The sequence below is a fragment of the Gordonia namibiensis NBRC 108229 genome (assembly GCF_000298235.1).
Lineage (GTDB): Bacteria > Actinomycetota > Actinomycetes > Mycobacteriales > Mycobacteriaceae > Gordonia > Gordonia namibiensis.
In genome coordinates this window covers 56,723-70,306 of the sequence record NZ_BAHE01000022.1, presented here as the reverse complement: position 1 = coordinate 70,306, position 13,584 = coordinate 56,723, and the positions used below count along the sequence as shown (strand labels likewise).

Below are 13,584 nucleotides of genomic sequence, written 5' to 3'. Positions count from 1 at the left end.
GTCGATGTCCGGCGCCCCGATGGTCGTTTCTTCGAGATCGAACCGTGATCCGAATTGGGCCGGACGATGGATTCTCCGGCGATGATCGGGGTGTGTCCTGCCGATGCCCGTGAGGCCGTTTAGCATGACGGAATCCGGACCGGAGGAGCGAGTCGGGCTGACCACTGGGGGTGAGCTCACCCGGAATCGCCCGCATGACAGGAGTGTTGGCGATGCATTCGATGGGCAGGTGGCGACCCCTGACGCTGCGCGCGACGGTGGTCGTCGGCGTCGCCGCGGCCGTGCTGGTCTCCGGTCTCGGGGGGATCGGGTCGAACCCCGTGGCAAGTGCCGAGCCCCCGAACCTGACCGCCATCCCGCCGAACATCCCGGGCGAGATCGATGCGGTCGTGCCGCCGCCCCCGGTCAAGAAGCTCGAGCGCATCCCGCAGAGGTCGAGGATCGAGGGTGGTTCTCGCGAGCTCCAGGAACTGCGTGAGGCCGTCATGCCGTCGCCGGTGGGTGACCGGTTCTTCGATCACTGGCCCGCCGACCTCGCCGGACGCAAGCCCGGCGACCTGATCGCGACCCGGGACGTGACGCCGGTGGCCGGCTTCCTCGTCACGGTGCCCCTGCGTTCGGCGAGGCAGGTCAAGTTCCGCACCACCGATGCCACCGGCGGACCGCTGTTCGGCACCGCGACCCTGTTCGTCCCGCGCAAGCAGTGGACGGGCCCGGGACCGCGGCCGGTCGTCATCAACAACACACCGATCGTCGCACTGGGAACCACCTGCACGCCGGGCTACACGTTCTCCCACGGCTACAACGACGACACCAACAGCACCGACCTGTTCCCGCCGTTGACGCAGCTGGCGCTCGACCGCGGATACGCGGTGATCGTGCCCGACCACACCGGCGCCCGAATGGCCTACGCCGAACCGTATGTGGGCGCCCATGTCGTCCTCGATTCCGTCCGGGCGTCCGCGAAACTGGACCCGAAGGAGTTCGGCCGGGGACCGATCGTCATGAACGGATACTCCGGTGGCGCCATCGCGACCAACGCGGCGTCGAGACTCGCCTCGTCGTATGCACCCGATCAGGCCGGGCGGTTCGTCGGCGCGGCCATCGGTGGAGTGCCGGCGGACTATCGGGCCCTGGCCGGCGCGATGAACGCCAACCTGGCCTCCGGGGTCTACCACTCCGCGATGCTGGGTGTGGCCCGGGAGCGTCCCGAGATCCTGGAGATGTCCAACCATGCCGCCCGTTGGCTCGCGACGTCGCCCCTGCGCGATCTGTGCACGGGTGACATGGGCATACTCGGCGTCTCCCACGTGCCCACGCAATTGCTCTCGGCTGACCCGGACCCGTTCCATTCGCCGGTCGCCGAACACATCTTCGACGTCACCTCGATGTCGGGGATGAAGGCGACGATGCCGCTGCTGATCTACCACGGGACCTACGAATGGTGGATTCCCGCATCCCAGGCGCGGGCCCTGTTCGCCGAACAGTGCAAGCTCGGTGCGACCGCGATCTACCGGGAGTACCCGGCCGAGCACATCACCGCGGTGTTCACCTCGTTCGGTGACGTGGCGACCTGGCTCGACCGTCGACTCCAGGGAATCCCTGCCCCGAACGAGTGTCGCTGAGCATCAACGATTCTCGGTGATCGCCATGTACGGCGACACCGTGGAGGAGTGCTCGTTGACGCGCAGGGTCGCGCCCAGTGCCGGGAACGCACGCTGTGCGCAGTTGGTGCGCTCGCAGACCCGGCAACCCGCACCGATCGGGGTCACGTGCGCCTGCGGGCCGATCTCGAGGCCGTCGGAGTAGATCACCCGGCCGGCATGGCGGAGCTCGCATCCCATGCCGATGGCGAAGGTCTTGCCGGGTTGCCCGTAGCGCGCCGCACGTCGTTCGACGGTCCGCGCGACCCAGAAGTAGTTGCGGCCGTCGGGCATCTCGGCGATTTGGGTGAGGATCTTGCCCGGCGAGGCGAACGTCTCGTAGACGTTCCACAGCGGGCAGGTGCCGCCGCTGGAGGAGAAGTGGAAACCGGTGGCGGACTGGCGTTTCGACATGTTCCCGGCGCGGTCGACGCGAACGAACGACCAGGGGATGCCCCGCAGGTTGGGGCGCTGCAGTGTCGAGAGCCGGTGGCAGATCGTCTCGTAGGACACCGCGTAGAACGCAGACAGTCGCTCGATGTCGTAGCGGAAATCCTCAGCGGCGCCGTGGAACTGGCTGTACGGGAGGACGACCGCCGCCGCGAAGTAGTTCGCCAGTCCGAGCAGCGCCAGCGACCGGGCGTCCTCGCTGGTGAAGTTGCCCTGGTCGACGAGTTCGTCGAGCAGGTCGTGGTACTCGAGGTAGCAGAGCTCGCTGGCGAGCTTGAAGGTCCGCTGTCCGGCGGAGAGCGCGGCGGAGAACTCGAGCCTGCGCTCCTCGGCGTTCAGGCGGTGGAGGGTGTAGTCGCCGAGGTCGACGCGACGCACGATGCTGATGCCGTGCACGTTCTCGATGCGGTTCATGATCTCGCGGCGGATGTCCGCCGAGTGCATACGCATCCGGTTCGTCATCTCCTCGGCGGCGATGTCGAGCTCATGGATGTAGTTGCGGCGCTGGTAGAAGTAGTCGCGCACTTCTTCGTGCGGCGCGCTGATCGTGCCGCGCATGCTGCGGTCGCCGCGTTCGTCGGTGGCCGCGGCGAGCTGATCGGTCGCGATCCGGTAGCGCCGGTGCAGGTTGACCATCGCCTGCGCGATCTCCGGATGTGCCGCGACCATCGTGCTGATCTGCGAGGCGTCGTGCGCGCCCGGCGCGGCCTCGATGTCGTCGTCGAGCAGCACCTCACGCAGTTCGGCGACGAGTCGGAGATCGTCCTGGGAGTCGAAGAACCCGGCGTCGACGCCGAACGCCTCGGTGATCTTGCGCAACACCGAGGGTGTCAGCGGTCGGGCGTCGTGCTCGATCTGGTTGAGGTACGACGCGGAGATCGACAGCGTCTGTGCAAGGGCCACCTGCGACAGTCCGCGTTCGGAGCGCAACTGGCGCAGCCGGGATCCGACGTAGGTCCTGCTCACTTGCCACCTCCAGAACAGGTGATGCCGGATCGATGATCCTCTACAGGGTACGGTGACCGCGTGCGCTCACCCGACGGCCGACTCCGCACCCCGATGCGGGTGACGGTCGGGGCGTTCGCGCTGGTGACCGGGATGATCGCGGTCACCGGGTGCTCGACCGGGTCCGCCGAGGCGCCTGCCCCGCGCACCCCGGCCGACCTGTTGCTCCCGGCATCCGACCTGCCTCCGGGATTCACCGCCGAGACGCTCTCCATCGACGACCTGGTCGCGGGGAACCGCGCCGGCATCGACGCCGCGCGCACCACCCGCGTCGCCCCCGAGTACTGCGCCCCCACGGCCGACGCGGACCTCAACGGGGAGCTGACCGCGGACAACTCAGCGGTGCTCGCCGCTCGAGGTGGCAGCGGGGTGCTCGTCGAACTGGTCACCAAGGCGCGACGCGACATCGACGCCGACCGACTCGCCACCACTGGGCGCTGTGCGCGCACCACCACCGAGATCACCACCGGCAACCTCGCCGGCAGTCGTGTGGTCACCGAGTACACCGAGATCCCGCCACCGGAGGTCGACGGCGGCCCCGGGGCCGGCGAGCAGATGCTGCTGACGCGGTCCGAGGTCACCACGACGCTGCCCGACGGTGGTGTGCGACGCCAGATCGGCTTCGCCGGATACGCCGCCGTGGACCGTCCGTCGTCCGGTCCGGTCACCGTCCAGTTGACGGTGTCGGGAGCTGCGACCCCGGCCGCTGATCCACCTCCCGAACCGACCGAACCGGTCGACTCCGCGGCCTTCGCGGAACTCTTCGACGCGGCCGTCGGTCGGGTCACCGCTCCCTGATCCGGTACTCGAGCGGACCCGACCGACCGCCTACTCGGTGTGAGTGTCGTCACTATGTGCTCCGTCTCCGCCAGGCGAGGTACCCGGAAATTCGCGCGCCGCTGCGCAGAAGTGTGCTGTACTCGGCAGTAGGAAATCCCAGTACGCGCGTACTTTTTACGATGAACGACCCCAGTCTTCACACGTGAAGATTTGCAAACTTTGCAAAGCGTCGTCAAAAAATAGCCCGGATTTACAGTCGTCGAGGGTTGGACCTGCAGGTTTGTCCTGTGGCACTCTTGCTTCAGGCACCACAGACGAAAGCCCAAGGGTTCGCAAAGTTCGGCCGACACCGATGCCGGACACGCGAGTACGACGCTCTCGGGAACGAGTCGGATGTCTGTCAGCACTCCAGGCCTCGGCGGCGCGCCGGGCCGGTCGTCCCGATCCGACCCGGTCGAGACGAGCAGGACAACGAAAGCGAAGCAGCCAATGAGCAACGTCGGAAAGCCCCGCACCGCCGCGGAAATCCAGCAGGACTGGGACACCAACCCCCGCTGGAAGGGCATCAAGCGCGACTACACCGCCGAGCAGGTAGCTCAGCTCCAGGGTTCGGTCGTCGAGGAGCACACCCTCGCCCGCCGTGGCGCCGAGATCCTGTGGGAGGGCGTGACCAAGGGTGACGGCTCCTACATCAACGCTCTGGGCGCCCTCACCGGTAACCAGGCCGTGCAGCAGGTCCGCGCCGGCCTGAAGGCCGTGTACCTGTCGGGTTGGCAGGTCGCCGGTGACGCCAACCTGTCCGGCCACACCTACCCCGACCAGTCGCTGTACCCGGCGAACTCGGTTCCGAACGTCGTTCGTCGTATCAACAACGCGCTGCTCCGCGCCGACGAGATCGCCCGCGTCGAGGGTGACGACTCGGTCGACAACTGGCTCGTCCCGATCGTCGCCGACGGTGAGGCCGGCTTCGGTGGCGCCCTCAACGTCTACGAGCTGCAGAAGGCCATGATCGCCGCTGGTGCCGCCGGTACCCACTGGGAGGATCAGCTCGCCTCGGAGAAGAAGTGTGGCCACCTCGGTGGCAAGGTGCTGATCCCGACCCAGCAGCACATCCGCACCCTGAACTCGGCTCGCCTGGCCGCCGACGTCGCCGGTGTCCCCACCGTCGTCATCGCGCGTACCGACGCCGAGGCCGCGACCCTCATCACCTCCGATGTGGACGACCGCGACAAGCAGTTCATCACCGGTGAGCGCACCGCAGAGGGCTACTACCACGTGAAGAACGGCATCGAGCCGTGCATCGAGCGTGCGAAGTCCTACGCTCCCTACGCCGACATGATCTGGATGGAGACCGGTACCCCGGATCTCGAGCTGGCTCGCAAGTTCGCCGAGTCGGTCAAGGCCGAGTTCCCGGACCAGCTGCTGTCCTACAACTGCAGCCCGTCGTTCAACTGGAGCAAGCACCTCGACGACAGCACCATCGCCAAGTTCCAGAACGAGCTGGGCGCCATGGGCTTCACCTTCCAGTTCATCACCCTGGCCGGCTTCCACTCGCTCAACTACGGCATGTTCGACCTTGCCTACGGTTACGCCCGCGAGCAGATGACCGCCTTCGTCGACCTACAGAACCGCGAGTTCAAGGCAGCCGACGAGCGTGGCTTCACCGCCGTCAAGCACCAGCGTGAGGTCGGCGCCGGCTACTTCGACAGCATCGCCACCACCGTCGACCCGAACACCTCGACCGCAGCTCTCAAGGGCTCGACCGAAGAGGGCCAGTTCCACTAGGAACCGACATCGGTCGCACCACGGTGTGACTTCGATCAGTGGCTGACAGATGACCCGGGGTGAGCAGGTCTCCCGACCCGCTCACCCCGGGCTCGTCATACCCACACCTTTCCGGTGCCGCGCGTTTTCAGGAGCCGACCATGCCAACGAGCCGAACCCCGGAGGTCCATCGGACCGCCGAGAAGACCTGCCGAGTCGGCGTCGTGGGAGCCGGACAGATGGGTGCCGGGATCGCCGAGGTGTGCGCCCGGGCCCAGGCCGACGTCCTGGTCTACGAATCGACCAGGGATCTTCTGTCGGCGGGACGCACCCGCATCCTCAGTTCACTCGACCGCGGCGTGTCGAGTGGCAAACTCACCGAGCGCGAACGCGATCAGGCGGCCGACCGCCTCTCGTTCACCTCCGATCTCAACGACTTCGCCGACCGGCAGCTCGTCTGTGAGGCCGTCGTCGAGGACGAGGCCGTCAAGACCGCGATCTTCGCCGACCTCGACAAGATCGTCGACGATCCGCACGCCGTCCTCGCGTCGAACACCTCCTCCATCGCGATCATGAAGCTGGCCGTGGCGACTCAGAACGCCGGCCGCGTGATCGGTCTCCACTTCTTCAATCCCGTACCCGTGCTCCCTCTGGTCGAGCTCGTCACCACCCCGGTGACCGCTCCCGAGGTGACCGCTCGGGCAGAGACGTTCGCGCATGACGTTCTGGGCAAACAGGTGATCCGTTCCGCCGACCGCTCGGGTTTCGTCGTCAACGCCCTGCTCGTCCCCTATCTGCTCTCCGCGATCCGCATGGTGGAGAGCGGTTTCTCGACGGTCGAGGACATCGACAAGGCCATGATGCTCGGTTGCGCCCATCCGATGGGGCCGCTGAAACTCGCCGACCTGGTGGGACTGGACACCGTCAAGGCCATCGCCGACAAGATGGTCGAGGAGTTCGACGAGCCGCTCTACGCGCCGCCCCCGTTGCTGGTGCAGATGGTCACGTCGGGTCGCCTCGGCAAGAAGGCCGGGCGCGGCTTCTACGAGTACGAGCGAGTTCTCGCCGGCAAGAGGTGAGCTGGGCCACAGGTGTTAGCAGAATGCTTGCATTTGCTAGCACGGCGTGGATACTGGACTACGGAAACACCAATACCGATGGCGCCGCGGTTCCCTAATCTCGCGCGGTGACGAGCTGGAAGATCATGGCGGCTTGCGACATCGCGTCGAACCGACGACAAACCGACATGCGCCCGGCGATGATGCCGAGATCAGCGAGACCGCATGTGCTGCAGCGCGATTGGTGCCAACAGAAGGAGTCACCAGTGACCACCACCCGTAATTACGCCCCGCTCTACGCCGCAGTCGGCGCCGGCGACTACGCCTTCGCGCAGGTCACCGAGAAGCTCACCGAGCTCCGTGAGCGCACCGAGGCCGCCGCCGAGACCGCTCAGACGCGTCTCGAGGCTCGCTACACCGAGACCAAGGCCCTCATCACCGAGCTGCCCGAGACGGCCAAGACCCGCATCGAGACGCTCTCCGAGGAAGTTCCGTCCGAGATCGACGAACTCCGCGGCAAGCTCACCGCCGACGAGCTCAAGAAGCTCGCCGACCCGTATGTCGAGAAGGCCACCGACTTCTACAACACGCTCGCCGAGCGTGGCGAGGCCACCCTCGAGCGCCTGCGCAAGAAGCCGGTCGTCCAGGAGAACCTGACCCGGGTGGAGAAGGTCTACAACGACGCTGTCGACCTGACCGAAGACGCACTCGGTGTCGTGTCCTCGCAGACCCGCCTCGTCGGTGAGCGCGCCGCCAAGCTGGCCGGTCGCGTGAGCGAAGAGGTCGAGGACGTCGCCGTTGCCATCGAGGAGATCGGCGGCGACATCAAGGAGCAGGCCGACGACGCGGCCAAGGAGATCGACGGCGCCGCAGGCACTGTCGAGGCCAAGACCCGCACCGCCGAGGCATCGCCGGCCAAGAAGGTCGCCGAGGCCAAGGACGAGCCGGTTCCCGCCGTGAAGAAGGCTCCGGCCAAGAAGTCGCCCGCCAAGAAGGCTCCGGCCAAGAAGGCGACCACCGCGAAGTAAGCACTCGCGCAAGTCGATACGACGCCCCCGCTACCCGGCGGGGGCGTCGTTGTGTTCTTGCTCAGGTGGCTCCTTCGCGCTTATCCGATTCCCTCCCGCGGGTGCCAGCCGATAAGCGCGAAGGAATCGGTCCCGCCACAGAGAAACCGTCACGCGGGAATGGGCCTCGACGGCACCAGATTCAGCTTCTCGAGCCAGGGTCGCAACAGCCCCACGACGGCGCCCTTCTCGAGATCCGTCCACGTCCATCTGACGACGATGGCGCCGAGAGCGCGCAGGTCATCCTCACGGCGCTTCTCCTGCATCACACAGTCTTCGATGGTGGTCCCCGGTTTGCGCAGACGCCCGTACTTGACCATTCCGTCGAACTCGCCGATGAGCCGCTCGTCCCAGTCGAAGTCGGAATAGTAGGTGCCGCGGCGTCCGCGGAACTCGTGCTGGAGTCGCGGTATCGGCAGACCCGCTTCGATCATCTGTGCGCGACTCCAGGATTCGGCCACGGTCTCGGCCAGGGGATCGCCGAGCTTCAATGCCCGCCGCGCAACGCGCACACCGCGGCGTCGACGATCCGCCAGGATCTGTGCGATCTTCTCGGGGCTCGCATCGGATCGTAGTGCCTGATCGAACGCGGCCAGTGCCTGTGCGAAGGTACCGCTCGTCGCGACGTCGACCGCAGTGCGTTCGAGGGTCGTCACCAGAATGCCGTCGACCTCGACGATGTCGTCCTCGCCGGCCGGAGCCGCGTGGACGTGGCGATGCCCTTGTATCGAGCCACCCGACTTCTTTCCGCTCACCACATGTACGTACTCGATGTCCGGTTTGAGGAGCGGCAGACCGTGGACGGCGGCAGCCGACGCATGACTCAGCGGCATCGTCTGCGTATCGGCATCGCCGACGGTCGCGACCGCGATCGCTTTGAGCCGGTGCAGCCGTTGGGCACCCTCATGCCCGTCGAACTGCGCCGACGCCGGTACGAACACGCCCGGGACGAGACGTATGAGATCGCGGCGGCGGACGGCGGCCGCGAGCTCGTTGTCGGAGATAGCGGCGTCGAGCGCGGCGGCCCTCCTGAGGAGACCGTACTGATCGAGTGGATAGACCATCACCCTTCTTTGACGCACTGGAGCGCCTCTAGGCTCCCGTCGATTTCATCGCCTTCCCGCGTGAGCCTTTCCGTCCCGCGGGACGCCTTCCCTTCCGCTTATCGGCTAGCGCCCGCGGGAGCGAATTCATCAGGCGGGAGGGAAAGAGCTCAGCGGGAGGGGGAGCGGATCGTCAGGACCGCGAGGGCGCCGTCGTCGGAGCGGTAGGTGTGGGAGACGTCGGAGATCCACTCGATGGACTCGCCGGGGCCGGCAGAGCGCTCCTCGCCGACGCGTCCGGCGACGAGATGTCCACTGGCGACGAGGATGTGCTCGACGACGCCGGGGCCGTGGGCGGGGGATTCGCGGACGCCACCGGGTGTGACGTGCAGCCAGAACACCTCGGTGGTGGTGCCGTCGGCGTGATGCTCGACGTGGAGGAGTCGGGCGGCGAGGTGTGGGCTCGTACCCTCGACCCCGGTCTCCTCGCCGAGTAGCGCGGTGAGCGGCACGCCGAGCGGTCCGGCCACCGCGTAGAGGGTGTCGAGTGTCGGATTGCGCTGTCCGGCTTCGAGTTCCGACAGCGATCCCTTGCCGATGCCGGCTTCGCGGGCCAGCGCGGACAGGCTCATGCCGCGCTGCTCGCGCAACGTCGAGATCCGGGTGCCGACCATGCGTCGACGCTCGTCGCCTGCCGTCATCCCGGTCGGCCTTCCATGGTCGGTGGTGTTCTGTTTACGGAACGATACCGCTATGCTCGCCCCATGACCAGTACCGCGCCGTCGACTCGTACCGAGCCGGTCATCGCCGGTGTCGTGACCTCGCTGGTCGGATTCACCTCGTCGTTCGTGGTGGTGGTCACCGGTCTGCGTGCTGTCGGCGCGACGCCGGTGCAGGCGGCCTCCGGTCTGCTCGTGCTGACCGTGATGTTCGCGGCCGGGACGATCCTGCTGTCCTGGCGGACCCGGCGGCCGGTCACCCTCGCGTGGTCGACGCCGGGCGCGGCGCTTCTCGCCTCGATGGCCGCCTCCTATGAGGGCAGCTGGTCATCGGCGGTGGGTGCGTTCCTGATCGTCGGTCTACTGGTCCTGGCAACGGGATTGGTGCCGGCGCTCGGCGATCTGATCGGGCGGATCCCGACGCCGCTCGCCCAGGCGATGCTCGCCGGTGTACTCCTCACGCTGTGTCTCGCGCCCATGCAGTCGCTCGGGGATCAACCCTGGTCGACGATCCCGATCCTCGTGGTGTGGTTGCTCGCGATGCGCTGGCTGCCGCGGTGGGCGCTCCCGCTGGCATTGGTGACCGCATTGATCGTGATCGGCGTGAACCTCGCCGTCGACGGCTACGACGGGTGGGCAGCCGAGACGTGGTGGCCGCGGTTGGCCTGGACCACCCCGACCTTCGACGCCGCCGCCGTCATCGGCATCGCGATCCCGCTCTACATCGTCACGATGGCCTCGCAGAACGTGCCCGGCGTCGCCGTGCTCAAGTCCTTCGGTTACGAAACGCCCTGGCGCCCGGCGATGTTCGTGACCGGCGCAGGGACGGTCATCGGCGCACCGTTCGGCGGGCACGCGATCAACCTGGCCGCGCTGTCGGCCGCGCTCGCCGCGGGGCCCGAAGCGGGTTCCGATCGCTCACGACGCTGGATCGCCGGAGTCGCCACCGGGTCGACGAGCCTCGTCCTCGCAGCGCTGTCCGGCGCGCTGGTGGTCATCACCGCCATCTCGCCGGAGGGATTGCTGGAAGCAGTTGCCGGACTGGCACTTCTCGCGACCTTCGTGGCAGCGATCATGGGCGCGTTCGAACAGGTCGAGTTCCGGATACCGGCCGCGCTCACGTTCGTCACGGCCGCATCGGGTGTGACCTTCGCCGGGATCGGCGGCGCATTCTGGGCGCTCGTCGTGGGCCTGGTGTCGTGGGGAGTGCTGCGGCTGGGTGGTTTCGATACGGCTCGTCGCTAACGCTCCTCACCTACTCAACCACCAGTTCCGGCTCGTCGCCGGCGCTCCTCACCTACTCAACCACCAGTTCCGGCTCGTCGCCGGCGCTCCTCACCTACTCAACCACCAGTTCCGGCTCGTCGCCAGCGCTCCTCACCTACTCAACCACCAGTTCCGGCTCGTCGCCGGCGCTCCTCACCTACTCAACCGGCAGTTCCGGCTCGTCGCTAGCGCTCCTCGCCTACTCAACCACCAGTTCCGGCTCGTCGCCGGCGCTCCTCACCTACTCAACCACCAGTTTCGATGGCCGAGTAGCGCCGACCGAGCGTAGCGAGGGCGCCGCGTATCGAGGTCAGTCGCTCGCGGCGAGCCGCTTCTTCTCGGCCTCGACGTCGAAATCGGCTTCCGGCCAATCGAGTTCGAGGCCGGCGAGGGTGGTGGTGAGCAATTCGCAGACGGCGAGCCGGGCAAACCATTTCCGGTTGGCGGGGATCACGAACCAGGGGGCCGAGTCCTTGTCGGTCAGCTCGAAGATGTCCTGGTACGCCTCGAGGTAAGCGTCCCAGTGGGCGCGCTCGTCGATGTCGCCCGGGTTGTACTTCCAGTACTTGTCCGGACGGTCGAGACGTTCGGCGAGACGCGCCTTCTGCTCGTCCTTCGACACCACCAGGCAGCACTTGATGATCGTGGTGCCGCCGGCGACCAGTTCGGATTCGAACTGGTTGATGATGTCGTAGCGCTTCTCCCACTCCGCCTTCGGGACGAGGTTGTGCACCCGAACGGGCAGGACATCTTCGTAGTGCGACCGGTCGAAGATCCCGATCCGTCCCGCGGGTGGGAGGGCCTTGTGGATGCGCCACAGGAAGTCGTGCTGCAGTTCCTCAGGGGTCGGTTTGCCGAAGCCCTTGATGCTCAACCCCTGTGGGTCGACGAGACCACCCACGTGCCGGACGATGCCGCCCTTGCCGGCCGTGTCCATACCCTGCAGAACCAGCAGAACCGAGCGGTGGTCACCGGAGCGACCGTTGGCGTACAACAGCTCCTGGAGGTCGGCAAGATCCTGTCCGCGAGAGGCGAGGAGCTCGGAGCCGGACTCCTTGTCGCCGTCGAATCCCGGCGTCGACTCGGGGTCGAAGGAGGCGACCGGTCCGACCGCGCTCGCGCGCAGGGCCTCGGCGGCGGGAGTGAACCAGCCTTTGCTCATGACACGTCCTCTCGCGACTCTGCTCGATCGACGACATCCGGGTCGGTGTGCGGCGGGAACAGCGGCCCGCCGCCGAATGCGCTGCGATGCGAATCCGGTGGTGTGCCATCGTTGTTGACGATCCCGTAGCGGGCGCCCAGTTCGGCGGTGACGAGGGTGTGGCCGTTGTGCGCGGCGAGGTCGGGGTCCTGCGCGAGGCGGGAGATCACGCGACCCACGAATTCCGGATCCTCGGCTCGCTGCAGCGAGAAACCGGCGAACTCGTCGATCCCCAGCGACAGCAGCAGCTCGGTGCGGATCAGGCCCAGCCACAACGAGATCGCGCTGACCCCGGTGCCTTTCAGCTCGACGGCCATGTCCGCGGCCATCTTGTCCAGCGCGGCCTTGCTCATCCCGTACAGCACCGAATGCAGGTGGCCGCGGGAACCGAACGACGAGATGTTCGTGATCAGCCCCCGTCCGGCCTCGGTCATCATTCGGGCCGCGTATACCGACGCGACGTAGTGCGCGCGCAGACCCACGCCGATCAGGGTGTCCCAGTCGTCGACCGGGCGCTTCCAGAACGGGTCCGAGAACCCGCCGAAGCCCTTCGGCGCCGCCCACGCGTTGTTGACGAGGAGGTCGAGTTGCCCACCGGAGGAGGCGATCTCGACGAACACCGCGGCCACCGCGGCATCGTCGGTGTGGTCACACGCGAGGGCGATGGCCCCGTCGGGTCCGGTGCCGTGGCGTGAGGTGACGTAGGTGGTCCAGCCGTCCTCGACGAGCGCGCGGGCGACCCCCTGGCCAACGCCCCGGCTGCCCCCGGTCACCAGCGCGACCCGACTCATGAGCCGCCTGCCGCGTCGGACGGTGTCTCACGCGCGGGTTCGGTCAGCGGCGGGGGAGAGGCGAGGAAGGCCTCACGCGAGCCATCGACGGCGGCGACGCCCACGACCGCGCTCCACACCATCATGGTCAGGTAGTCGACGACCTGGTCGGCGTCGAGCGTGCGGCTGGTCATCCACCAGTCGACGACGTGCTGGATGCCGCCGACGAGGGCGTGCGACCACAGTTCGGCGCCGGTGGTGTCCGCACCGCGCTCGGTCATGCGCATCACGATGCTGCTCATGACCAGTTGCGCGACCAGACGGACCGAGTCAGCGGGAGCCGGCGACGACGTGGGCGAGCTGGCGAGTGCGAAGCGGTACAGGTTGGGTTCGTCGTCGACCGCATGGACGTACACCCCGATGATCGTGTGGGTCAGCGTGTACTCGTCGACGTCGTCGGAGATCGCCTCCGTCAGCCGCGGCCAGATCGTGTTCTCGAAGAAGCGCACCGTGGTCGCGACGCCGAGGTCGCTCTTGTCGGTGAAGTACCGGTAGAGGACGGTCTTGGACACCCCGATGTGGGCGGCGATCTCGTCCATGCCGACATCGGCGCCGAGCTCGCGGACCGCGGCGATGACACCGTCGGTCAGTTCGGTGCGGCGGGCGAGTTTGTGCTTCTCCCAGCGCTGCTTGCGACCGTCCGGCTTGGCGCCGGTCTCGGTGACGGTGGTCAGGACCTGTTCGAGTCCGCGCGTCACGTTGGCCGCAGCCGCCATCGCTGCACGCGCCGCAGCTGCGGGATTGGGGCGGTTGGCCAT

At 67.2% G+C, this 13,584-nt stretch carries 12 protein-coding genes; 6 read left to right on the top strand and 6 right to left on the bottom strand.

Annotated features, from left to right (window positions below):
• Positions 1-212 precede the first annotated feature (212 nt).
• Positions 213-1,625: a lipase family protein gene (locus GONAM_RS13255; RefSeq protein ID WP_006867265.1), complete on the top strand. Its 1,413-nt coding sequence runs from the start codon at positions 213-215 to the stop codon at positions 1,623-1,625.
• Between the two features lie 3 nt (positions 1,626-1,628).
• Here GONAM_RS13255 and ramB read toward each other — a convergent pair whose 3' ends face one another.
• Positions 1,629-3,059, bottom strand: coding sequence for an acetate metabolism transcriptional regulator RamB (gene ramB, locus GONAM_RS13250; protein ID WP_005200303.1), 1,431 nt, complete (start codon positions 3,057-3,059; stop codon positions 1,629-1,631).
• Positions 3,060-3,152: 93 nt separating this feature from the next.
• On the opposite strand from ramB, the gene GONAM_RS13245 reads away from it, so the two are divergent.
• The 4 genes from GONAM_RS13245 to GONAM_RS13230 all read left to right on the top strand — a co-directional run bounded on the left by GONAM_RS13245 (position 3,153) and on the right by GONAM_RS13230 (position 7,728).
• Positions 3,153-3,896: a hypothetical protein gene (locus GONAM_RS13245; protein ID WP_085949556.1), complete on the top strand. Its 744-nt coding sequence runs from the start codon at positions 3,153-3,155 to the stop codon at positions 3,894-3,896.
• A gap of 471 nt (positions 3,897-4,367) precedes the next feature.
• Complete coding sequence (gene aceA, locus GONAM_RS13240) at positions 4,368-5,663, top strand: isocitrate lyase (RefSeq protein ID WP_006867263.1); 1,296 nt, start codon at positions 4,368-4,370, stop codon at positions 5,661-5,663.
• 140 nt (positions 5,664-5,803) lie between these two features.
• The gene (locus tag GONAM_RS13235) at positions 5,804-6,721 is read left to right on the top strand and encodes a 3-hydroxybutyryl-CoA dehydrogenase (protein WP_051992562.1); all 918 of its coding nucleotides are present in this window, start codon (positions 5,804-5,806) and stop codon (positions 6,719-6,721) included.
• Positions 6,722-6,966: 245 nt separating this feature from the next.
• On the top strand, positions 6,967-7,728 hold the full coding sequence (locus tag GONAM_RS13230) for a hypothetical protein (protein ID WP_006867261.1): 762 nt from the start codon (positions 6,967-6,969) through the stop codon (positions 7,726-7,728).
• Between the two features lie 149 nt (positions 7,729-7,877).
• Here the strand turns inward: GONAM_RS13230 and GONAM_RS13225 are convergent, their stop codons facing one another.
• Complete coding sequence (locus GONAM_RS13225; RefSeq protein WP_006867260.1) at positions 7,878-8,831, bottom strand: type IV toxin-antitoxin system AbiEi family antitoxin; 954 nt, start codon at positions 8,829-8,831, stop codon at positions 7,878-7,880.
• 149 nt (positions 8,832-8,980) lie between these two features.
• A complete protein-coding gene (locus tag GONAM_RS13220) occupies positions 8,981-9,511 on the bottom strand; it encodes a helix-turn-helix domain-containing protein (protein ID WP_006867259.1) in 531 nt (176 codons plus the stop codon).
• A gap of 63 nt (positions 9,512-9,574) precedes the next feature.
• Between GONAM_RS13220 and GONAM_RS13215 the strand changes: the two genes are divergently transcribed.
• Entirely contained in the window at positions 9,575-10,774 is a 1,200-nt protein-coding gene (locus GONAM_RS13215) for a benzoate/H(+) symporter BenE family transporter (RefSeq protein ID WP_006867258.1), read from the top strand.
• Positions 10,775-11,105: 331 nt separating this feature from the next.
• On the opposite strand, the gene GONAM_RS13210 is transcribed toward GONAM_RS13215, so the two are convergent.
• Genes GONAM_RS13210 through GONAM_RS13200 form a run of 3 tightly spaced genes read right to left on the bottom strand, consistent with a single transcriptional unit; the run spans position 11,106 to position 13,584 of the window.
• Positions 11,106-11,957 (bottom strand): polyphosphate kinase 2 family protein, encoded by an 852-nt coding sequence (locus tag GONAM_RS13210; RefSeq protein WP_006867256.1) that lies wholly within the window; start codon positions 11,955-11,957, stop codon positions 11,106-11,108.
• Positions 11,954-12,787 (bottom strand): SDR family NAD(P)-dependent oxidoreductase, encoded by an 834-nt coding sequence (locus tag GONAM_RS13205; RefSeq protein ID WP_006867255.1) that lies wholly within the window; start codon positions 12,785-12,787, stop codon positions 11,954-11,956. The genes GONAM_RS13210 and GONAM_RS13205 overlap by 4 nt, the downstream gene beginning before the upstream one ends.
• Positions 12,784-13,584, bottom strand: a complete 801-nt coding sequence (locus GONAM_RS13200) for a TetR/AcrR family transcriptional regulator (protein ID WP_174310924.1) — start codon at positions 13,582-13,584, stop codon at positions 12,784-12,786. Before GONAM_RS13200 ends, GONAM_RS13205 begins: the two co-directional genes overlap by 4 nt.

Excerpts from the sequence above, each read along its gene's own strand:
- GONAM_RS13255 (WP_006867265.1), top strand. The coding sequence starts at position 213 with ATGCATTCGATGGGCAGGTGGCGACCCCTGACGCTGCGCGCGACGGTG.
- GONAM_RS13245 (WP_085949556.1), top strand. The coding sequence starts at position 3,153 with ATGCGGGTGACGGTCGGGGCGTTCGCGCTGGTGACCGGGATGATCGCG.
- aceA (WP_006867263.1), top strand. The coding sequence starts at position 4,368 with ATGAGCAACGTCGGAAAGCCCCGCACCGCCGCGGAAATCCAGCAGGAC.
- GONAM_RS13235 (WP_051992562.1), top strand. The coding sequence starts at position 5,804 with ATGCCAACGAGCCGAACCCCGGAGGTCCATCGGACCGCCGAGAAGACC.
- GONAM_RS13225 (WP_006867260.1), bottom strand. The coding sequence starts at position 8,831 with ATGGTCTATCCACTCGATCAGTACGGTCTCCTCAGGAGGGCCGCCGCG.
- GONAM_RS13220 (WP_006867259.1), bottom strand. The coding sequence starts at position 9,511 with ATGACGGCAGGCGACGAGCGTCGACGCATGGTCGGCACCCGGATCTCG.
- GONAM_RS13215 (WP_006867258.1), top strand. The coding sequence starts at position 9,575 with ATGACCAGTACCGCGCCGTCGACTCGTACCGAGCCGGTCATCGCCGGT.
- GONAM_RS13210 (WP_006867256.1), bottom strand. The coding sequence starts at position 11,957 with ATGAGCAAAGGCTGGTTCACTCCCGCCGCCGAGGCCCTGCGCGCGAGC.
- GONAM_RS13205 (WP_006867255.1), bottom strand. The coding sequence starts at position 12,787 with ATGAGTCGGGTCGCGCTGGTGACCGGGGGCAGCCGGGGCGTTGGCCAG.
- GONAM_RS13200 (WP_174310924.1), bottom strand. The coding sequence starts at position 13,584 with ATGGCCAACCGCCCCAATCCCGCAGCTGCGGCGCGTGCAGCGATGGCG.